The organism is Bradyrhizobium sp. CCBAU 25338 (genome assembly GCF_028128965.1).
Lineage (GTDB): Bacteria > Pseudomonadota > Alphaproteobacteria > Rhizobiales > Xanthobacteraceae > Bradyrhizobium > Bradyrhizobium liaoningense.
Map to the genome: position 1 here is coordinate 196,518 of NZ_LFKY01000042.1, position 20,321 is coordinate 216,838.

Below are 20,321 nucleotides of genomic sequence, written 5' to 3' on the forward strand. Positions count from 1 at the left end.
CTCGGTTAACCTCTCCCGCTTGCGGGAGAGGTCGCGCCGGTGGCGCGGGTGAGGGTTCTTTCCTCTGGGGGATTGCCTCGTTGCGGATAAACCCTCTCCCCAAGCGGGGGAGGGAGCAGACCGGCGTTGCGGCTGCCATCAGCGTTCCGCCAAGATCGCCTTCCCGACATCCTCGTAGTGGCTATCCCGCGCCTGGATCTGCTGCGCGATGGCGTGCATGTCGCGGAACCGTCGCTCGAACGGATTGCTGCGGAACACCGCGGTCGCGCCGGCCATGTGATAGGCGGCGTCGACCACGCGTGCGGATTGATGGATGGTCCAGGTCGCGGCGAGGCGGACCGCGTTCCGATGCGCCGCGCTGAATTCGCCGGTCGCAGACAGATCGCGCCACATCGCGTTCGCAGCCGCATAGAGATAGGCGCGGGCGGCGCGCAAATCACCCTCGGTGCGGCCGATCAGCCCCTGGACCGCTCCGGAGTCGCGCATGGCGCTAACCGCCAGCGATTGGTGCTTTGCCCGTGCCAGCGCGATCGCCGCATCCAGCGTGGCGCGCGCGACGCCGAGCGACACCGCGGCAAAGCCGAGGCTGAAGGTCGAGCCGGTGCCGATCCTGTAGAGCGGGCTCGGCTCGCGCAGCGCCGACGGCACGTCGCGAAACGCCGTGAAGCGCTCGGGGATGAAGAGGTCGTTGACCTCGTAAGAATCCGTGCCGGTGCCGGCGAGCCCGATCGCCTGCCAGACGTCGTGCAAGGTCGCGCGCGCAACCGGAAACAGGATGGTGCGTACCTCCGGCGATCCATCGGCATTCTTGCGCGGCACGCCGTCAGCCCCGACGATGCGGACATGCGCGCCCAGCCAGCTCGCCTGCCGCGAGCCTGAGGCGAAGTCCCAGCGCGCGGTGACGCGATAGCCGCCCTCGACGATGCGCGCCTCATGCGCGATCGCGCCCCAGGCGAGGATGCCGGGCGGCGTGCTGAATATTTCCTGCGCGGTGTCGTGGTCGAGCCAGGCCGCGATCATCGCGCAGACGCCGCACTGGCCGAGGCACCAGGCCGTCGAAGCATCCGCCCTGGCGATTTCCTCCAGCATCTGCATGAAGGCCTCCGGCGCGGCTTGCGCGCCGCCGAGGCTCTGCGGCAACAGTGCCCGGTAGAGCCCGTTCTCGGTCAGTGCAGAAACGACGCCCGGCGTCAGCCGCCGCGTCCGCTCGATCTCGTCGGCCTCGCGTGCGATCAAGGGGGCGATGGCTCGCGCCCGCTCGACCAGGCCAAATCCGGAAAGCTCGGACATTCGCGTCGTCTCGCCCCTGCCGTGAGCAGTAGAGGCGCGATGGTGGTCCATTTGGCTGATGGGATCAAGGCGACGCCGTCGGGCGGAACGAGCGCGTCATGGCCTGCCGCGGCGGTTCTGTTGACTTGGGTCAAGTCGAACTCGGCGGGCGAGCCCACAATTGCAACAAAGGCGGAACCTCGGGAGGTCCACGATGCGACATCAGATGCTTGCGGCAGCCCTGCTGCTCCCCCTCCTCGGCAATTCCTCACTCGCGCAATCGCCTGCCGACCACCAGGCCCATCATCCGGATCAGAAGGACGCGCCTGCAGCCGGTCCGGCGACGCCGCCGGAGGCGCCGCGCGGCACCGCCCCATCTCAGGGCAGGATGGGCGGCGGCATGATGAACATGATGGGCGGCAACATGCCGATGTCCGACATGATGCGGATGATGGGCATGATGCGTCAGTCCGGCGGTGACTGCATGAGCGGGATGGAGACCGTCGATCGCGTGGAAGGCCGGATTGCCTTTCTGCGCACCGAGCTCAAGATCACCGATGCTCAGGCGCCGGCCTGGAACGCGTTCGCCGAAGCGTTGCGTGCGAATGCCAAGGCTCTCGGAGAGCTCCGCGGGTCGATGGCCGGCTCCGGGTCAGAGACCTTGCTGGATCGCGTGACCTGGCAGGAAAAATGGCTGTCGGCGCGGCTGGAGGCCACCCGTGCGATGAAATCGGCGCTGACCAACCTCGTCGGCACCCTCTCCGACGAGCAGAAAAAGACCGCCGACGAATTGCTCGCGCCCAACATGGGCATGATGCCGATGATGCAGGGTGGCCGGATGGGCGCCATGCCGATGCAGGGCGGAAAATGAGGGCCTCACTCGCATCCTCGCCATGTCTCGACAATGCTGGCAAGTGCGGTGTGCTTTCTGGACCGTAGCGGCGTGGCAATGTACCGTCAGCGGTTGATTGAAGTGATGAGCCGGCGTCCACGACATCACCGCGCTGGCCCGGTAAGCGCTCGCCGTGGCGAGACGTTCTGATCAAGAGAGGCAGTGCGCTGGAGTGAAGTGGACTGCGACCATACCGCCACCCCTGGCGAAGCGCGATCTTCGGATCGATTTCTTTCGGGGCCTTTCCCTGTGGTGGATCTATATCAATCACATCCCGGAAAGCTATCTGAACCGGCTCACGCCCAAGAATTTCGGCTTCAGCGATGCGGCAGAGATTCTCGTATTCCTGTCGGGCCTTGCGTCCGGTATCGTCTACGGCGACCTCTTGCGTCAGTCCGGCTTTGCGGCCGCGAGCTTGCGCATGTTGCGGCGTTCGTTCGAGATCTATGTCGCGCAAATCATGACGGTCGTCCTGTTGCTGGCGGAGGTGGCGTACATCGCGGCATGGCAGCCCGGCATGTTCGATCACGCCAATCTGGCCATCCTGCTGCAGGAGCCCGCAGAGACACTGCTTCAGGTGGCACTGCTGCGCTATTCCCCGGTCAATCTGGACCCTCTGCTCTTGATGGTCATACTCCACTTCGCGCTCATTCTCATCGTGCCGCTGACGATACGCGCTTGGCCGCTGGCCCTGGCCGGATCCGTCGCTCTCTATGTTCTCGCCCATCAGTTCGACTGGTACATCCCGGCCTATCCAAGGGGGCAACTCTATTTCAATCCGCTGAACTGGCAGCTGCTGTTCGTGATCGGCATCTGGTGGGGAGCAAACCGCGGCGATTGGCAGCTTGCCGTTCTCAATTCCCGGGCTCTTGCCGTTCTGGCGGCGGGCTACGTGCTGTTCTCGTTCGTGATCACCCTGGGCTGGCAGATCCACGCGATCGAAGCCTATGTGCCGGAGTGGTTGTCGCGTTTGATCTATCCGGTCGACAAGACCAATCTCGACATCCTGCGATTGTTGCATTTTGCTGCGCTCGCACTGCTCTGTTGGCGCCTTCTTCCAAGCAATGCCAGCATCTTGAAAGCCAGAGCATTGCTGCCGCTGATACGATGCGGCGAGTATTCGCTCGCGATCTATTGCGCCAGTGTTCTGCTGTCCTTTGCAGCTCATGCACTGCTCAGCCTGGGCTGGAACAGCCTGGCATGGCAGACGCTGGTCACTCTCCTGGGCCTGGGCCTGATGAGCGCGATGGCGATATTGCTCGCCGCAATCGATCGCGGCATGTTTCCCAATCTCAGGCCGTTGTAGTTTCGAACACGAAATGCGCAGGCGCCTTGTTCCGATGTCAGGCCGCGATGCGGCCGAGATCGAGCGATGGCCGGCGCCTGGTCGGGAAGTTCAGCGCCACCGCGACGGCGGCGAGCCCGATCGCGAACGAGCCGGCGTGCAACCATGTGTAGCGCTGGAAATTGTCGAACACGAGCCCGCCGGCCCAGGGACCGAGCGCCATCCCGAGGCTGGCGAAGGCCGATACCGCGCCGAACACCGTGCCCATGATGCGCGCGCCGAAGAATTCGCGGACGAGCACCGCATAGAGCGGCATCACCCCGCCATAGGCGAGGCCGAACACGACCGAGAGGGCGTAGAATTCGCCGAGCTGCGCCACCGCCAGATAGGTCGCGATGCACATCGCCTGCACCAACAGGCCGCCGACCAGCACGGGCTTTGCGCCGACGCGATCGGCCAGCGCGCCCAGCAGCAGGCGGCCGCCGAGGCCTGACACGCCGGCGACGCTATAGACCGTCACCGCCGTGAGCGGGGCGATGCCGCAGACCATCGCATAGGACACCATGTGGAAGATCGGGCCGGAATGCGCGGCGCAACAGGCGAAATGCGCCGCGGCAAGCGCGATGAACTGCGGCGTGCGCAGCGCCTGCGCCGCGGTCAGCTCGACATCAGGCACAGCGTCCGTCGTTGCGGGACCGGCAGCGAGCGGTGCCGGACGCACCAGGAAGCAGGCGGGGATCAAGAGCGCCCAGGCGGTGATGCCGATCACCAGCATCGCGGTGCGCCAGTCATAGGCCGTGATCAGCCAGCTCGCGGCCGGCGCGATCGTCACCGGCGACACGCCCATGCCGGCGGAGACCAGCGCCACCGCAAGGCTGCGGTTCTTCTCGATCCAGGCGCTCGCGAGCGCCATCATCGGTGCATAGAAGCTGCCGGCGGCAATGCCGATCAGCACGCCGAAGCAAAGCTGGAATTGCCACAGGGTTGCCGCCTGGCTCGCCGTCACGAGACCGAGCCCCAGCAGCAGGCTTCCCGAGAGCACCACGATGCGGGTGCCGAAGCGGTCCGACAGCGTGCCCCAGAGGAAAGCGGCCAGGCCCATGCAGAGAAAATCCAGCGTCGCCGCTGCAGACACGCCGGCGCGCGACCAGCCCATCGCTTCCGAGATCGGCTGCAGGAACACCGCCAGCGACAGCATCGTGCCGAACCCGACACAGGTCATCAGCGCACCCGCGGCGACAACGACCCAGCCATAATCGAAGCCTGACGGCTTGCTCATTCGTTTCCTCGCGCTTTTGGTTTTGTTGGTGGTGCGCGCGGGGATGGTGGCCTATCCGCAGGCGGAGGGCAAGGTTGCTCGCAATACGCGGGCACAGAGCTTGCTATCTTGCAACTGCAATGATCTGGCGTCGGCGCGCCTGGTTAGGATGTGTCCTGTGCCGCGGTTACGTTACCTCCGCGTGTCCGTTCCGTTTGCCACGTCCACCCGCAAGCCGAGATCAGACTCATGTAAGCCTGAAAATCCGTGCCGGTCATATTGAGGGAGCGGCTGCACTGTTGGAGGGCTTCTTCATACTGACGGAGGTGCAAGTGTGCGACGCAGAGAAGCCTACAAGACGCTGAGATACCAGCCGCGGGATTTCACGCCAGTGTCGACCGTCGCCTCGACTCCGACCTTGCTGACGGTCGGTCCCAAGGTGCCGGCCGACGTCACGACGCTGGCGGATTTCGTGGCCTGGTGCCGCGTCAATCCGAAGCACGCCACCTTTGGCACGCCGGGCGCCGGTACCACCTTGCATTTTCTCGGTGCGATGCTGGGCCGTACCGCCAGCTTCGATTTTCTTCACGCGCCCTTATCAGGGCGGTGGCGCGATTCAGGATCTGGTCAAGGGCGTGATTGCTGCGAGCGTCATGCCGATCGGCAGCTCGCTCGGGCTCGTCCAGTCCGGTGATCTCCGCGCGCTGGTCACCATCGGGCCGCGCCGCTGCCCGTTTGTTCCGGCGGCGCCAACGGTGCGGGAGGCCGGATATCCGTCGCTCGAGGACCTCACATGGTTTGCGTTTTTCGTTTCGGCCAAGACACCGGCGCCGATCGTCGATAAGCTCAACGCCGCGATCCAGGCGGCCTTGCGCACCGACGAAGTCAAGGCCGGCATGGCAAAGCTGGCCGTCGAGCCCGACGCGATCGCCATGGAAGACTTCGCCAGGCTGATCGCATCCGAATCCGACCGGAAGGCGATCGTGGAGGCAACGGGGTTCGTCCCGACCGATTGAACCCGGCATTGACAGGAGGCAACACATGAGCGGGCCGGCATCCGTACATGATCTCGTGCAGTCGCATCGCATCACCGCGGTGATCTATGCCGCGGCCAAGCTCAATCTCGCCGAGGCCATCGGCGATGAGGCGAAATCGGTGGCCGAACTCGCCCGGCTGGTGTCCGCCGACGAAAATGCGCTCCGCAGGCTGCTCGTCGGCCTGACGACAATTGGCCTGTGCAGGCAGGCCGACCGGGATCGGTTTGCCATGACCGACCTCGGCCGGCAGCTTGACGAGACCGCCGACCCGTCCTTCAAGGATTGGGTTCTCTTCGAGGGCGAGATGCTCGTGCAAGCCTGGAGCGGACTGGTCGAGTCGGTTCGTTCCGGGAAGAGCGCGGGCGAGTTGCGCGGCGATGGCGACGATCGCTATGCCGCCACAAGCAATGCGCCGGAGTTCACCCGCCGGTTCAACGCTGCGATGGTCAGCCTGACGCGGAGCATCGTTCCAAGGATCGTTGTGGCCCATGACTTCGTAGGTGCGCGCGTTGTCATGGATGTCGGCGGCGGCACCGGCGAATTGATCGGCGGCCTGCTCCAGCACAACCCGCATCTTGAGGGCATCGCCTTCGACCTGGCGCGCTGCGAGGCAGGAGCGCAGGCGCGTTTTGATCGGCTTGGCATTGCCGATCGCTGCCGGTTCGTCGCCGGTAGTTTCTTCGAGAAGGTCCCGGGCGGTGCCGACACGATCCTGATGAAGAGCATCCTGCACAATTGGAAAGATGATCGTTGCGAGGTCATTCTGCGGAACTGCCGGGACGCACTGCCGGCCACCGGAACGTTGATCGTGATCGAGCGGATCATGCCGGAGCTTGCCACGACCGAGCCCCAGGATCGCTCCTGCGCCATGAGCGATCTTAATATGCTGAGGGGACCTGGCGGCCGCGAGCGGACGGAAGCCGAGTACCGCAGGCTCGGCGTCCTGGCCGGCTTCGCCTTCGCCGGAACCAGCAATATTGGCTCGTTCAGCCTCGTCCAATTCAGAAAGGTTGGAAACTGACTGCCGCGTGGCTTCCTAGCCCGCCGGTCGCTTCAGCTGCGATGATGCCATTATGCCGGTGTTTTGCCCGACGCTTCAAGTGCAATTTCGTAAAAACAAAAAATGCAATTCTTATAAGCCCCTTGCTACTGTGCATGGGGTTGTTTTCGCATTTTTTGTTTGAGGCGGGGCTCGCGCGGGCAGAGGGAAGCGGGCGACGGCACCTTCAGCTATCCACCTTCAGCGCGGCGATGAAGGCTTCCTGCGGGATGTCGACCTTGCCGAACTGCCGCATCTTCTTCTTGCCTTCCTTCTGCTTCTCCAGAAGCTTGCGCTTGCGCGTGATGTCGCCGCCATAGCATTTTGCGGTGACGTCCTTGCGCAGCGCGCGCACCGTCTCGCGGGCGATCACCTTGCCGCCGATCGCCGCCTGGATCGGGATCTGGAACATGTGCGGCGGGATCAGCTCCTTCATCTTCTCGACCATGGCGCGGCCGCGCCCCTCGGCACGGGTGCGGTGGACCAGCATCGAGAGCGCGTCGACCGGCTCGCCATTGACCAGGATCTGCATCTTGACGAGATCGGCCGGCTTGTAGTCGGTCAGGTGATAGTCGAACGAGGCGTAGCCCTTGGAGACCGACTTCAGCCGGTCGTAGAAGTCGAACACGACCTCGTTGAGCGGCAGGTCGTATTTCACCATGGCGCGGGAGCCGACATAGGTCAGCTCCTTCTGCGCGCCGCGGCGGTCCTGGCACAGCTTCAGCACGCTGCCGAGATATTCGTCGGGCGTCAGGATCGTCGCCTCGATCCAGGGCTCCTGGATCTCGGCGATCTTGACCACGTCGGGCATGTCGACGGGATTGTGGATCTCGAGTTCGCTGCCGTCGGTGAGCTTCATCTTGTAGATGACGCTCGGCGCGGTCGCGATCAGGTTCAGGTCGAACTCGCGCGACAGCCGCTCCTGGATGATCTCGAGGTGCAACAGGCCGAGAAAGCCGCAGCGGAAGCCGAAGCCGAGCGCGGCCGATGTCTCCATCTCGAAGGAGAAGCTGGCGTCGTTGAGGCGCAGCTTGCCCATCGCGGCGCGCAGCGTTTCGAAGTCGTCGGCGTCGACCGGGAACAGGCCGCAGAACACCACGGGGATCGCGGGCTTGAAGCCCGGCAGCATCTCCGTGACCGGCTTCCTGTCGTCGGTGATGGTGTCGCCGACGCGAGTGTCGGCGACTTCCTTGATCGCGGCGGTGATGAAGCCGATCTCGCCGGGGCCGAGCTCGTCGACCTGCGTCATCTTCGGCGTGAAGAAGCCGACGCGCTCGACGTCGTAGGCCGCGCCCGTGCCCATCATGCGCACGCGCTGGCCCTTCTTCATGGTGCCGTCGACGATGCGCACCAAGACGACGACGCCGAGATAGACGTCGTACCAGCTGTCGACCAGCAGCGCCTTCAGCGTGGCGTCGCGATCGCCCTTCGGCGGCGGCAGGCGCGTGACGATGGCCTCCAGCACGTCGGGGACGCCGAGGCCGGTCTTGGCAGAGATCATCACCGCATCCGAAGCGTCGATGCCGATGACGTCCTCGATCTGCTGCTTGACCTTCTCGGGCTCGGCGGCGGGCAGGTCGACCTTGTTCAGGACCGGAACGATCTCGTGATTGTTGTCGAGCGCCTGGTAGACGTTGGCGAGCGTCTGCGCCTCGACGCCCTGGCTGGCGTCGACCACCAGGAGGGAACCTTCGCACGCCGCCAGCGACCGCGAGACTTCGTAGGCGAAGTCGACATGGCCGGGCGTGTCCATCAGGTTGAAGATGTAATCCTTGCCGTCCTTGGCGCGGTACTGGAGGCGCACCGTCTGCGCCTTGATGGTGATGCCGCGCTCGCGCTCGATGTCCATGGAATCGAGCACCTGCTCCTTGCCCGCCATCTCGCGGTCGGAAAGGCCGCCGGTCATCTGGATCAGGCGGTCGGCCAGCGTCGATTTGCCATGGTCGATATGGGCGACGATGGAGAAATTGCGGATGTTGGAAATGGGGACGGTCGTCATGGGCGCGGGATACCACTCACATCCCCGTGCGGCAACCATATTGCTGTATTTTCAGGGCCTTTCTTCACGCCAAGCTGATTCCACGGCAGGCCAAAACGCGCTACGCACGGCCCATGTCCACCACTTCGATCCCATCCGCCAGAGCGCGGGCGAAGACCCGCTTGAGTTACAACCGCTTCCGGGCCTGGCTGGTTGCCTGCGCGGTCCGTCCCGAGGCGCGCCTGTGGCTGGTGATCCAGCTCGCCATCCTGCATGCGGTGCTCTGGACCTTCATCCTGATCAATCTCAAGGCGGCGCAGGACGTTCACATGGACGTCGCAGAAGCCTATGGCTGGGGCCAGAAATTCCTCTGGGGTTATGGCAAGCACCCGCCGCTGTCGGGCTGGGTGGCCGGCCTCTGGTTCAAGGCGTTCCCGGCGGCGGACTGGGCGACCTATGCGCTCGCGATGGCGACGGTGAGCGTCGGCATGGTGATCTGCTGGCTGGTTGCCTTGCGTGTGGTCGATGCGCGACGCGCGTTCCTCGTCGTGGTGATGATCGCACTCTACCCGATCTTCAATTTCAAGGGCTTCAAGTACAACCCGGACCTGCTCCAGCTCGTCACGCTGCCGCTCCTGGTGCTCGCTTATCTCAACTCATTCGAGAAGCGGACCTGGCAATCCGGAATCTTGCTCGGCCTTGCCGGCGCGCTGGCGCTGATGACCAAATATTGGGTGCTGACCATGATCGGCGCCATCGGCCTCGCCGCGCTGATCCATCCCGACCGGTTGCGATTCCTGTCGTCGCCCGCGCCGTGGGTGGCGATCGTGACCATGGTCGCGGCGATGATCCCGCACATCGTCTGGCTGGCGGACGCGCATTTCGTGCCGCTGACCTATGCCGGCGACACCTACAGCCTCGAGGACAGCGGTCAGGTGCATCAGCTCGTCGCCGGCTACGTGCTGCATAATCTCGGGCTACTGGCATTGCCGGTGGCGCTCGCGGCGCTGGCCATGGCGCTGGTGCCGCCCTGGGTCAGGTTGCTGCTGCGCGCCCCCGCGCGCATCGTCACACGCGCCTGGGCGCGCGGCGGCAATTCCGGCGTCAATCTTTCGCAGGCGCTGAACGTCTGGATGATCCAGATCATCGTCGCCTTCGGCCCGCCGCTCGGCGCCCTGGTCTTCAGCATCTACATGAAGACCGATTGGGGCATCTCGCTGTTCTTCCTGGTCCCGCTCGCGCTGGTCGCGATTCCTGCGTTGCGGGTGCAGGGCGCCGTGCTGTTCAACATCGCCGCGATCTGGCTCGTGCTCAGCGCTGCGACGCTCGCCGCTTCGCCCTGGATCGCCGCGCGCGAGATGGCGGCCAATGCCGGCAACACCGCGACCTATGGCGCGCGCTCGGAGCTGGCGCGCGAGCTGACCCAGGCCTGGCACGCGCGCTTCGCTTCGCGCTGGGCCGTCGTCGCGGGAACGATGGAAACGATTCAGCCGATGGTGTTCTACAGCCCCGATCACCCCAGCCCGTTCACGCCCAACGAAGCCTGGGCTTCCGGGCTGACCTCGCTCGACGACATCAAGAGATACGGCTTCATCGGCGTGTTCGATGCGACCGACGAACGCCTGCCCAAGTTCGAGAAATGGATGTCCGAGACCGCGCCGAACGCCGAGCGCATCGTGATGACGACGCGCCGCTTCACCCACGGGAGGGCGGGCCCGTCGGTGACCTGGAACATCTATATCGCAGCGCCAGCGAAGTGACCGCGGCGTTGTCGGTCTCGTAGGGTGGGCAAAGGCGCGAAGCGCCGCGCCCACCATCTCTCGGTAATCGCGATGGAAGTGGTGGGCACGCTTCGCTTTTGCCCACCCTACGGACCGAGCGCGTGGCTCAGATCCCTTCCTCGTTGAACTTGCTCTCGACGAGCTCGGTGATCGCCGCGAGCGCGGCTTCGGCATCCGTGCCGGCGGCGGATACCGTGATCGTCGTGCCGGGACCGGCGGCGAGCATCATCAGGCCCATGATCGAGGTGCCGCCGACGGTCTCGCCGCCGCGCGTCACCCACACCTGCGCGTCGAAGCGCTCGACCGCCTGGACGAATTTCGCGGAGGCGCGGGCGTGCAGGCCGCGCTTGTTGATGATCAGGAGATCCTTGGAGATCGCGCCCGCGGGCACGCCTGTCCCCGCTTGTGACGCCTCCCCGCTCATTTGCCGGCGAGCACGCGGCTGGCGATGGTGACGTATTTGCGGCCCGCTTCCTGAGCCATCGCGATCGCGTCAGGCAGCGAACGCTCCTCGCGCACCTTGGCGAGCTTCACCAGCATGGGAAGGTTGATCCCTGCGAGCACCTCGACCTTGGGCCGGCTCATGCAGGATATTGCAAGGTTGGATGGCGTGCCGCCGAACATGTCGGTGAGGATCGCAACGCCGTCGCCGGAATCGACGCGATTGACCGCCTCGATGATGTCGCTTCGGCAGAGATCGGAATCGTCTTCGGCACCGATCGTGATCGCTTCGATTTGCTTTTGTGGACCCATGACATGCTCAAGCGCTGCCTTGAATTCGTCGGCAAGGCGCCCGTGGGTCACAAGTACTAGACCAATCATCGGAAAACTCCTCGCGGGCGCTTTTGGTGCACCGCACGAACGCGCCACTTTGACCATCCAGAGCCCCCGCGCAAGAGGGGATGTTGCGTATCTCCCTGAATATAGACGGATGGATAATGGGAGCTGCGCCGGTCTATTCGGTCGCGATACTGGGGTTCATATGGTTACAATTTCCCTTCGAACAATCGCCGGTAGGGTTAACGGAAGATGAACTCTTGGTAGTGGTCAAGGCCGCAACAACCAGGAGGAGGGGCGAATGGTCGCGGCCGACCGGGACTCGCGGTATTTCGACACCAGAAATGCTGGTTTTCAACGATTCCGCCGCAGGCAGGCGCTCCGCGTCCGCCGCGTCCAGATCGACCACGAGACCGACAGTCGCATGCTCCACGAAGTCGCAGCGACGGATTCCCAAGCCCCGGATCTCGATCAGGCCAGCCAAGACCGGCGCGGGCCGCACCTCAATTTCATGGCCGACTGTCGCCAGATGGACACGGTCATCGCCGACCAGAACGGCCCTTTCGACCACGCCCGAGCGTCCCGCCATGATCAAATCAAAGGCAAGGCGCGACTTGCCGGAGCCCGAGGGTCCGCGGATCAGCACCGCCAGAGATCCGACCTTGACGGCGGAGGCGTGAACGCTGGGCCCGCATTCGCTCATAGGGCCGGCAGCCTGACCACGAAGCGCGCGCCGGCAACCGTCGGAGCCCCTTCGGCATCCAGCGGGCCAGGACGGTTCTCCGCCCAGATGCGTCCGCCATGGGCGTCGATGATCTGCTTGGAGATCGACAGGCCGAGGCCGGAGTTCTGGCCGAAACCCTGATGCGGACGGTCGGTGTAGAAGCGCTCGAAGATGCGCTCCAGCGCGTCGTCGCGAATGCCGGGGCCGTCGTCGTCGACCACGATCTCGATCTCGCCGCGGACGCGGCGGCAGGTGAGGCGCACCTTGCTGCCGGCTTCCGAGAACGACTGCGCGTTGGAGAGCAGGTTTGAGACCACCTGCCCGAGCCGTGAATCGTGGCCGCTCACGGCGAAGGTATCGGTCGGGCTGCGGCCCTCGAAGCGCATCTCGACCGCGACGTCGTGGCCGAGCTTGGTTTCATTGGCGACCGATACGAGCGTCGTCAGCAGGCGCCGCAGGTCGACCGGGATCGCATCCTGGCGCTGCAATTCGGCGTCGAGGCGGCTGGCGTCGGAGATGTCGGAGATCAGCCGGTCCAGCCGCTTGACGTCGTGCTCGATCACCTCGAGCAGGCGCGCGCGGCTGGTCTCGTTGCGCGCCAGCGGCAGCGTCTCGACCGCCGAGCGCAGCGAAGTCAGCGGGTTCTTCAATTCATGGGCGACGTCGGCGGCGAACATCTCGATCGCCTCGATGCGGCTGTAGAGCGCGCTGGTCATGTCGCGCAGCGCGCCGGAGAGATGGCCGATCTCGTCGCGGCGGCGCGTGAAGTCGGGAATTTCGATGCGGGCCTTGATGCGGCGGCGGACGCGCTCGGCGCTGTCGGCGAGCCGGCGCACGGGCCCGGCGATCGTGCTCGCGAGCAGCAGCGACAGCATGATCATGACGGCGGCGGCGACGCCGCCGACCTTCAGGATGGCGAGGCGCTCGGCGGTGACCATCTGGTCGATGTCGTCGCCTTGCGTCGACAGCATCAGCGCACCGTGGATCGCGCGCGAGCGCAGCACCGGGACAGCGACCGACACGATCACTTCGCCGCGCGCATTGACCCGCACCATCGAGCGTTTCTGGCCCTGCAGCGCGTCGCCCACCTCCGCATAGCCATTGCCGTTCTCGGGCCCGAGCTCGCGATAGAGCGGCAGGTCGCCGCGGTTCAGCCAGGTGCGCACCGCGACCATGCCGCGCTCGACGAAACCGGGCTTCTCGGCCGGAGGCGGCAGATCGAAGCGCAGCACGTTTTCCAAGTTGCGGCTGTCGAGCAGCAGGCTGCCGTTCGGATCGTAGATGCGGGCGCGCGTCTTGGTCGGCGAGATCAGCGTGCGCAGCACCGGTGCCACGCGCTCCGGATTGATCGGGAAGTCCAGCGGCGAATACTCGTCCGAGCCGCCATAGGTCTCGCCCGGCTTGAGGTCGAGCAGCCGGTCGGGGTCGATGGTGATGGCGTTGGTCTGCACGGTCGCGGAGGCCGCGATCGCGCCGGCGATGATCTCGGCCTGCACCAAAAGGCTCTGCGCGCGCGCGTCGATCAGCCCGGCGCGGAATTGCGACAGGTACAGGATGCTCGCCACCAGCGCGACGAGGCCGGCGAGGTTGAGCGAGACGATGCGCCGGGTCAGGCTCGAGAAGGACAGCGCGAAGAAGAACTGCCCGGCGCGCTTCAGCCAGTTCAGCGGTCGCCAGCCCTGCGGCTTTTCATCAGTGACGTGCTCCGGAACGCCGTTGGATGCAAGATCCCCGGCGCTCTGGTCTGAGTCAGGCTGCGTTCGGTCAAGCAATGCTCACGCCCGCGTTAGGACAGCTCGTGCGAAGGTCCCCGCATCCTAGAGCGATCCTGGTCCCGATGGAACGAGAACCGGAGATGACATCGATCTTCGTGAAGGGCGCCCGCCGCCTCAGGCTTCCTTGAAACGGTAGCCGACGCCGTAGAGCGTCTCGATCATCTCGAACTCATTGTCGACCACCTTGAACTTCTTGCGCAGCCGCTTGATGTGGCTGTCGATGGTGCGGTCGTCGACATAGACCTGGTCGTCGTAGGCGGCGTCCATCAGCGCGTTGCGGCTCTTCACCACGCCGGGCCGGGTCGCGAGCGCCTGCAGGATCAGGAATTCGGTGACGGTCAGCGTCACCGGCTCGTTCTTCCAGGTGCAGGTGTGGCGCTCCGGGTCCATGCGCAGCAGGCCGCGGTCGAGCGCCTTGGCGTCGTTCTCCTTCGGCGCGACGGTCGGGTCCTTCGGCGCCGAGCGGCGCAGCACCGCCTTGACGCGCTCGACCAGCAGGCGCTGCGAGAACGGTTTGCGGATGAAGTCGTCGGCGCCCATCTTGAGGCCGAACAGCTCGTCGATCTCCTCGTCCTTGGAGGTGAGGAAGATCACCGGCAGGTCGGATTTCTGCCGCAGGCGGCGCAGCGTCTCCATGCCGTCCATGCGCGGCATCTTGATGTCGAGGATGGCGAGATCGGGCTGGGTGGTGCGGAAACCGTCGAGCGCGGAGGCGCCGTCGGTGTAAGTCATGATGCGGTAGCCTTCGGCTTCCAGCGCGATCGAGACGGATGTGAGAATGTTGCGGTCGTCGTCGACCAAAGCGATTGTGGGCATGAGCCTCTGCTTTCTGCTTTCCGTTTGGGTCGTGGCTTGAAACGGCGAGCAATCCAGTGATGCGCCGCATACATACATGGGTGCCGAAGTGGCGTTCGAACCTTGTCACCGAGCAATGCAAGCTGGGCTGAAGTGTGACCAAGTTCCACGAAACACGGCAGATTCGCCGCATCTCGACCCATAACCGGGCTCTCGTTTACCCGAAAGAAGGCCCTCCATGCAACCACCTGACCAGAGAAAGCCGATGCAGCCGACTCCCGATTTCGACCCCGGAAAGCTCGCCAAATCGCTGCTGCGGCGGTCCCGGCAGGGGGCCCTGGCGACGCTGATGACCGGCAGCGGCGATCCCTATTGTTCCCTGGTCAATCTCGCCAGCCACCCCGATGGCTCGCCGATCCTGCTGATCTCGCGCCTGGCCGTGCACACAAGGAACATCCTCGCCGACAGCCGGGTCTCGCTGATGCTGGACGAGCGCGTGGCCGGCGATCCCCTGGAAGGCGCCCGGATCATGCTCTCCGGCCGGGCGGAGGAGGCCGAAGCCGACAAGGCTCTGCTGCAGCGACGGTATCTCAGTGCCCATCCATCGGCGGAGGGCTTTGTTTCGTTCAAGGATTTCTCCTTCTTCCGGATCCGTCCCACGGGGACCCATCTGGTCGCCGGCTTCGGCCGGATCGTCGACCTCAGGCCCGATCAGTTTCTCACGGATCTCACCGGCGCCGAGGACCTGCTGGCGGCGGAAGAGGGCGCCGTCGAGCACATGAATGCCGACCATCGCGACACCATGAACCTCTACGCAACGCAGCTCCTCGGTGCCGCCGAGGGCGACTGGCGCTGCACCGGCTGCGACCCTGAGGGCCTCGACATGCAGGACGGCCAGACCACACTGCGGCTGGACTTCCCGGAGCGGGTCACGGACGGCACGGCGCTGCGCAAGATGCTGGTTCGCCTCGCCGGCGAAGCGCGCATGAAGATGGACCAGAGCGCAACGACTTGAACGCCGCGACCCGTCGCTGCGACCCATGACCGTGATGGTATTCGGGCTCGCAACGAGAGGGGTCATGACGCGTCATTGTATGGCATCGGCCGCGGGTCTGGCGCTCGCGATCATCACGTTGCTTGCCACCCCGGCCCTCGCCCAGAAGGGCGATCTCGCCGCACAGGGGGCGCGGATCAACGCACTCAATCAGGCCGGCAAATATACCGAAGCGTTGCCCCTGGCGCAGGCCATGGTCGCGAGCCTGGAGAAGGCCAACGACGGTCGCGAGCTGTCCGCCGCGCTCAACAATCTCGGCCAGGTCCATGCCGGCCAGGGCCGCGACGATCTGGCCGAGCCGGTCTACAAGCGCGCCATCGCGCTGATGGAGAAGTCGCTCGGCCTCGACACCGGCTTGATCGCGCCCGAGCTGAACAATCTCGCCGCGCTGTATCAACGGCAGGGCCGCTTCACTGAAGCCGAGCCGCTGTTCAAGCGCGCGCTCGCGGTCAGCGAAAAGAGCCTGTCGCGCGAGCATCCCGATGTCGGCCGAGCTCTGAACAATCTCGCCACGCTTTATGTGAAGCAGGAGCGCTTTGCCGAGGCCGAGCCGCTGTTCCGGCGTGCGCTCGCGATCTATCAGAAAGCAGCCGGGCCCGAGCATCCCGCGGTCGCGACCGTCCTCAACAACATCGGTCAGGTCGACCGCGACCTCAATCGCGACGCCGATGCCGAAGCTCCGATCAAGCGCTCGCTCGCGATCCGCGAAAAGGTGCTGGGGCCGGAACACCCCGATGTCGCGCGCTCGCTCAACAATCTCGCCGGGCTCTACCAGCACCAGAAGCGCCATGCCGAGGCCGAGCCGCTTTATCGTCGCGCCCTGGCGATCCGCGAGCGTGCACTCGGACCGGATCATCCCGATGTCGCGACTTCTGCGGGCAATCTCGCACATTTCCTACAGGCGACGGGACGAACCGCGGACGCTCTGCCATTCGCGCAGAAGACGCTCGCCGCCAATCGTGCCCAGCTGCGCGTGGTGCTGCCGATCCTGTTCGCTGCGCGGCAGCAATCGCTGCTGACGAACGGCAGGGCGCTCGATGACGCACTCGGTGCGATCCAGCGCGGCACGCAATCGTCCGCCGCCTCCGCCGTGAACAAGCTCGCAGTGCGGCTAGCCGCCGGCAGCGACCGGCTCGCCGAGCTCGTGCGCAAGGATCAGGATCTTGTGGCCGAATCCGACGCGCTCGACAAGGCGATCGTGGCCGCGGTGTCGAAGCCGCCCGCGCAGCGCGACGTCGCGGCCGAGCAGCGCAGCCGCGCGCGGATCGCGGCGATCGCGAGCGCGCGCAATGGATTGCAGAAGACGCTTGCCGTCGAGTTTCCCGACTACGCCTCGCTCTCCAACCCGCTGCCGCTGACGGTGAAGGAGATCCAGCCGCTGCTCTCGGCCGACGAGGCGATGGTGATCTATTCCGTCGTCGACAGTCAGAGCTATGTCGTCGCGATCACGCGCGAGGGCGTCGACTGGAAGGAGGTTTCTCTCGGAGCGGATGCGCTGGCGCAGAAGGTGGCCGCCTTCCGCAGGGGGCTGGATGTCGGCAAGGCGCTTGATGCCTCCGGCAAATCGGGACTGTTCGATCTTGCGCTCGCGAACGAGCTCTATGCCGCGCTGCTCGGCCCGGTCGAGGCGCTGACGAAGGACAAGCGCAACCTGCTGGTCGTGCCGTCGGCCGCGCTGACCGCATTGCCGTTTCATCTGCTGGTCACGGAGAAGCCGCAAGCGGCGATCCCGGACAGGCCCGAAGGCTATCGCGATGCCGCCTGGCTGCTGCGGCGTCAGGCCGTCTCGGTGCTGCCGTCGGTGATCAGCCTGAAATCGCTGCGCGCCTTTGCCCGCAGGGACCACGGCGTCAAGCCGATGACCGGTTTCGGCGATCCCGTGTTCAATCCTGCAGCCGAAGGTCCTGCCGACCGGCGCGCCGCGAGCGGCAAGATCGCCGCGCGCAGCATTGCGACGATGGCCTATGCCGAGTTCTGGCGCGGCGCAGGCGTCGATCGCGCGCGGCTGGCGCAGGCGCTGCCGCAGCTGCCCGACACCGCCGACGAGTTGAATGCGGTGGCGAGGGACGTCGGTGCCGCCGCGGCCGATATCCATCTCGGACGCGATGCCAGCGAAACGACGCTGAAGCGTGCAGCGCTTGCCCAATACGGCATCATCTACTTTGCCACCCACGGCCTCGTTGCCGGCGACGTCAAGGGACTGGGCGAGCCCTCGCTTGCACTCTCCATTCCGGATCAGCCGTCGGAGCTCGACGACGGTCTTCTCACCGCGAGCGAAGTGGCCCAGCTCAAGCTCAACGCCGATTGGGTGGTGCTGTCGGCCTGCAACACCATCGCGGGCGACAAGCCCGGCGCCGAGGCGCTGTCGGGATTGGCGCGCTCGTTCTTCTACGCAGGTGCCCGCGCGCTGCTGGTTTCGCATTGGGCCGTGGATTCGGAAGCTGCCACCCGCCTGACCACATCGACGTTCGCGCTGCTCAAGAACGAACCAAGGCTCGGTCGCGCCGAAGCCTTGCGCCGTGCGATGTTAGCCTATCTCGACGACGCCTCATCGCCGCGCAATGCCTATCCCGCGATGTGGGGGCCGTTCGCACTGATCGGCGAAGGTGAGGTCAGGTAAGATTGCGCTGCGGCGATTGTGCATCGCAATAACCCCGAGTAACGCGCAAACGCGCATTTGGTTGCGCGATCATCCGTACTTTTTTGCCGCGGCTGCTCAGAGCTGACATGCGCGACGTTTGGCGCGGTCCTTGAATAAACCAAATCCTGCGGGATCAGCTTGGCAAGGCGAGCGTTCATGATTATTAGGTCGTTCAGCCGAGGCCGAACGGCCCATTGATCAAGATGACCGCGGGCGCCAAACTTGGTCGCGCTGAGTGTCGCGGGTTCTAGGAGGATTCTTTCGTGCAAGAGACGGGCGTGCGCAACGGTGCCTTCGGCGCCGACAAATTCGGCTTAAAGAATCTCAAGCAGGTGCACTGGAATCTCGGTGCGCCGCAACTCTATCAATACTCGCTCGCGGCGGGCGAGGCGGTGCTGTCCGCTGACGGTGCGCTCTGCGCCGACACGGGCGAGTTCACCGGCCGCAGCCCGAAGGACAAGTTCACGGTCCGTGACGCCACCACCGACAAGAAGATGTGGTGGGCCGGCAACCAGTCGATCACCGCGGAGCAGTTCGAAACGCTTTACCAGGACTTCCTCAAGCACGCCGAAGGCAAGAAGCTGTTTGCACAGGATCTCTACGGTGGTGCCGATCCGGCCTACCGGATCAAGACGCGCGTCTTCACCGAGCTCGCCTGGCACTCGCTGTTCATCCGCACGCTGTTGATCCGCCCCGAGGCGATCGAGCTGTCGACCTTCGTGCCGGAGCTTACCATCATCGACATGCCGAGCTTCCGCGCCGATCCTAAACGCCACGGCGTTCGCTCGGAGAACGTGGTCGCGATCGATTTCACCCGCAAGATCGTCCTGATCGGCGGGTCTTATTATGCCGGCGAGATGAAGAAGTCGGTCTTCACCACGCTGAACTACTATCTGCCCGAGCGCGGCGTGATGCCGATGCACTGCTCGGCCAATGTCGGCGCCAAGGGCGACACCGCGATCTTCTTCGGCCTGTCGGGCACCGGCAAGACCACGCTGTCGGCCGATCCCAACCGCACGCTGATCGGCGACGACGAGCACGGCTGGGGCCCGAACGGCGTCTTCAATTTCGAGGGCGGCTGCTACGCCAAGTGCATCAAGCTCTCGAAGGAGGCCGAGCCGGAGATCTATGCGGCCTCGACCCGCTTCGGCGCGGTGCTCGAGAACTGCGTGCTCGACGAAGACACCCGCGTGGTCGATTTCGACGACGGCTCCAAGACCGAGAACACGCGTTCGGCGTACCCGCTCGAGTTCATCCCGAACGCCTCGCGCACCGGCCGCGCGCCGCAGCCGAAGAACGTGGTGATGCTCGCCGCCGACGCCTTCGGCGTGCTTCCTCCGATCGCAAAGCTGTCGCCGGCGCAGGCGATGTATCACTTCCTCTCCGGCTACACCGCCAAGGTCGCCGGCACCGAGCGCGGCCTCGGCAACGAGCCGCAGCCCGAATTCTCGACCTGCTTCGGATCGCCCTTCCTGCCACTCGACCCCTCGGTCTACGGCAACATGCTGCGCGACCTCATCGCCCAGCACAATGTCGACTGCTGGCTGGTCAACACCGGCTGGACCGGCGGCAAATACGGCGTCGGCTCGCGCATGCCGATCAAGGTGACGCGCGCGCTGCTCACCGCCGCGCTCGACGGAAGCTTGCGCAACGTCGAATTCCGCACCGACAGATATTTCGGCTTCGCGGTCCCGACCGCGCTGCCGGGCGTGCCGAGCGAGATCCTCAACCCGGTCAACACGTGGAAGGACAAGGACGAGTTCGACAAGACCGCCCGTGCCCTGGTCGGCATGTTCCAGAAGAACTTTGCCAAGTTCGAAGCCCAGGTCGACGCCGAGGTGCGCGCCGCCGCGCCGGATGTGAAGCTCGCGGCGGAGTAGGCTCGCATAATTTGAGATTGCAAAAGGGCGGCCGTGAGGCCGCCCTTTTTGTTTATGGGCACTTGCGCGAACCACACACTCAGTGTCGTCCCCGCGTATGCGGGGACCCATACCGCGTGATCTATCGAGGGAGTGC

At 65.1% G+C, this 20,321-nt stretch carries 17 protein-coding genes; 9 read left to right on the forward strand and 8 right to left on the reverse strand.

Annotated elements, in window-relative coordinates; all coding sequences use genetic code 11:
- Positions 1-138 precede the first annotated feature (138 nt).
- Positions 139-1,290: an acyl-CoA dehydrogenase family protein gene (locus tag ACM42_RS30645; protein ID WP_271531342.1), complete on the reverse strand. Its 1,152-nt coding sequence runs from the start codon at positions 1,288-1,290 to the stop codon at positions 139-141.
- Positions 1,291-1,657: 367 nt separating this feature from the next.
- Here ACM42_RS30645 and ACM42_RS30650 point away from each other — a divergent pair, with 367 nt between their 5' ends.
- Positions 1,658-2,140 (forward strand): Spy/CpxP family protein refolding chaperone, encoded by a 483-nt coding sequence (locus ACM42_RS30650; RefSeq protein ID WP_271531343.1) that lies wholly within the window; start codon positions 1,658-1,660, stop codon positions 2,138-2,140.
- Between the two features lie 193 nt (positions 2,141-2,333).
- Entirely contained in the window at positions 2,334-3,467 is a 1,134-nt protein-coding gene (locus tag ACM42_RS30655) for an OpgC domain-containing protein (RefSeq protein ID WP_271531344.1), read from the forward strand.
- Between the two features lie 37 nt (positions 3,468-3,504).
- Here ACM42_RS30655 and ACM42_RS30660 read toward each other — a convergent pair whose 3' ends face one another.
- Positions 3,505-4,725, reverse strand: a complete 1,221-nt coding sequence (locus tag ACM42_RS30660; protein WP_271531345.1) for an MFS transporter — start codon at positions 4,723-4,725, stop codon at positions 3,505-3,507.
- Positions 4,726-5,095: 370 nt separating this feature from the next.
- Between ACM42_RS30660 and ACM42_RS30665 the strand changes: the two genes are divergently transcribed.
- The 3 genes from ACM42_RS30665 to ACM42_RS30675 are packed head-to-tail and all read left to right on the forward strand — an operon-like array spanning position 5,096 to position 6,762.
- On the forward strand, positions 5,096-5,398 hold the full coding sequence (locus ACM42_RS30665; protein WP_271531346.1) for a tripartite tricarboxylate transporter substrate-binding protein: 303 nt from the start codon (positions 5,096-5,098) through the stop codon (positions 5,396-5,398).
- Positions 5,340-5,720 (forward strand): Bug family tripartite tricarboxylate transporter substrate binding protein, encoded by a 381-nt coding sequence (locus tag ACM42_RS30670; RefSeq protein ID WP_271531347.1) that lies wholly within the window; start codon positions 5,340-5,342, stop codon positions 5,718-5,720. The genes ACM42_RS30665 and ACM42_RS30670 overlap by 59 nt, the downstream gene beginning before the upstream one ends.
- Before the next feature lie 25 nt (positions 5,721-5,745).
- Complete coding sequence (locus tag ACM42_RS30675) at positions 5,746-6,762, forward strand: methyltransferase (protein ID WP_442868958.1); 1,017 nt, start codon at positions 5,746-5,748, stop codon at positions 6,760-6,762.
- Between the two features lie 205 nt (positions 6,763-6,967).
- Here ACM42_RS30675 and lepA read toward each other — a convergent pair whose 3' ends face one another.
- Positions 6,968-8,779, reverse strand: a complete 1,812-nt coding sequence (gene lepA, locus ACM42_RS30680) for a translation elongation factor 4 (RefSeq protein ID WP_028178572.1) — start codon at positions 8,777-8,779, stop codon at positions 6,968-6,970.
- Between the two features lie 113 nt (positions 8,780-8,892).
- Here lepA and ACM42_RS30685 point away from each other — a divergent pair, with 113 nt between their 5' ends.
- The gene (locus ACM42_RS30685) at positions 8,893-10,518 is read left to right on the forward strand and encodes a glycosyltransferase family 39 protein (protein ID WP_271531349.1); all 1,626 of its coding nucleotides are present in this window, start codon (positions 8,893-8,895) and stop codon (positions 10,516-10,518) included.
- Between the two features lie 127 nt (positions 10,519-10,645).
- Here the strand turns inward: ACM42_RS30685 and ACM42_RS30690 are convergent, their stop codons facing one another.
- The 5 genes from ACM42_RS30690 to ACM42_RS30710 form a co-directional block, all read right to left on the reverse strand.
- Positions 10,646-10,963 carry an HPr family phosphocarrier protein gene (locus ACM42_RS30690; RefSeq protein WP_271531350.1) on the reverse strand — a complete coding sequence of 106 codons (318 nt, stop codon included), beginning with the start codon at positions 10,961-10,963 and terminating at the stop codon, positions 10,646-10,648.
- Positions 10,960-11,361, reverse strand: a complete 402-nt coding sequence (locus tag ACM42_RS30695; RefSeq protein ID WP_024339151.1) for a PTS sugar transporter subunit IIA — start codon at positions 11,359-11,361, stop codon at positions 10,960-10,962. The genes ACM42_RS30690 and ACM42_RS30695 overlap by 4 nt, the downstream gene beginning before the upstream one ends.
- 133 nt (positions 11,362-11,494) lie before the next feature.
- Positions 11,495-12,019, reverse strand: coding sequence for an HPr kinase/phosphorylase (locus ACM42_RS30700; protein WP_271531351.1), 525 nt, complete (start codon positions 12,017-12,019; stop codon positions 11,495-11,497).
- Entirely contained in the window at positions 12,016-13,812 is a 1,797-nt protein-coding gene (locus tag ACM42_RS30705; protein ID WP_271531352.1) for a sensor histidine kinase, read from the reverse strand. The genes ACM42_RS30700 and ACM42_RS30705 overlap by 4 nt, the downstream gene beginning before the upstream one ends.
- Before the next feature lie 117 nt (positions 13,813-13,929).
- Positions 13,930-14,631 (reverse strand): response regulator transcription factor, encoded by a 702-nt coding sequence (locus ACM42_RS30710; protein WP_008542552.1) that lies wholly within the window; start codon positions 14,629-14,631, stop codon positions 13,930-13,932.
- 244 nt (positions 14,632-14,875) lie between these two features.
- Here ACM42_RS30710 and ACM42_RS30715 point away from each other — a divergent pair, with 244 nt between their 5' ends.
- From ACM42_RS30715 to ACM42_RS30725, 3 genes are all read left to right on the forward strand, one after another.
- Positions 14,876-15,625 carry a HugZ family pyridoxamine 5'-phosphate oxidase gene (locus ACM42_RS30715; RefSeq protein WP_271532246.1) on the forward strand — a complete coding sequence of 250 codons (750 nt, stop codon included), beginning with the start codon at positions 14,876-14,878 and terminating at the stop codon, positions 15,623-15,625.
- 64 nt (positions 15,626-15,689) lie between these two features.
- A complete protein-coding gene (locus tag ACM42_RS30720) occupies positions 15,690-18,284 on the forward strand; it encodes a CHAT domain-containing tetratricopeptide repeat protein (protein WP_271531354.1) in 2,595 nt (864 codons plus the stop codon).
- A 284-nt stretch (positions 18,285-18,568) separates the two neighbouring features.
- Positions 18,569-20,185, forward strand: coding sequence for a phosphoenolpyruvate carboxykinase (locus tag ACM42_RS30725; protein ID WP_271531356.1), 1,617 nt, complete (start codon positions 18,569-18,571; stop codon positions 20,183-20,185).
- Positions 20,186-20,321: the final 136 nt, after the last annotated feature.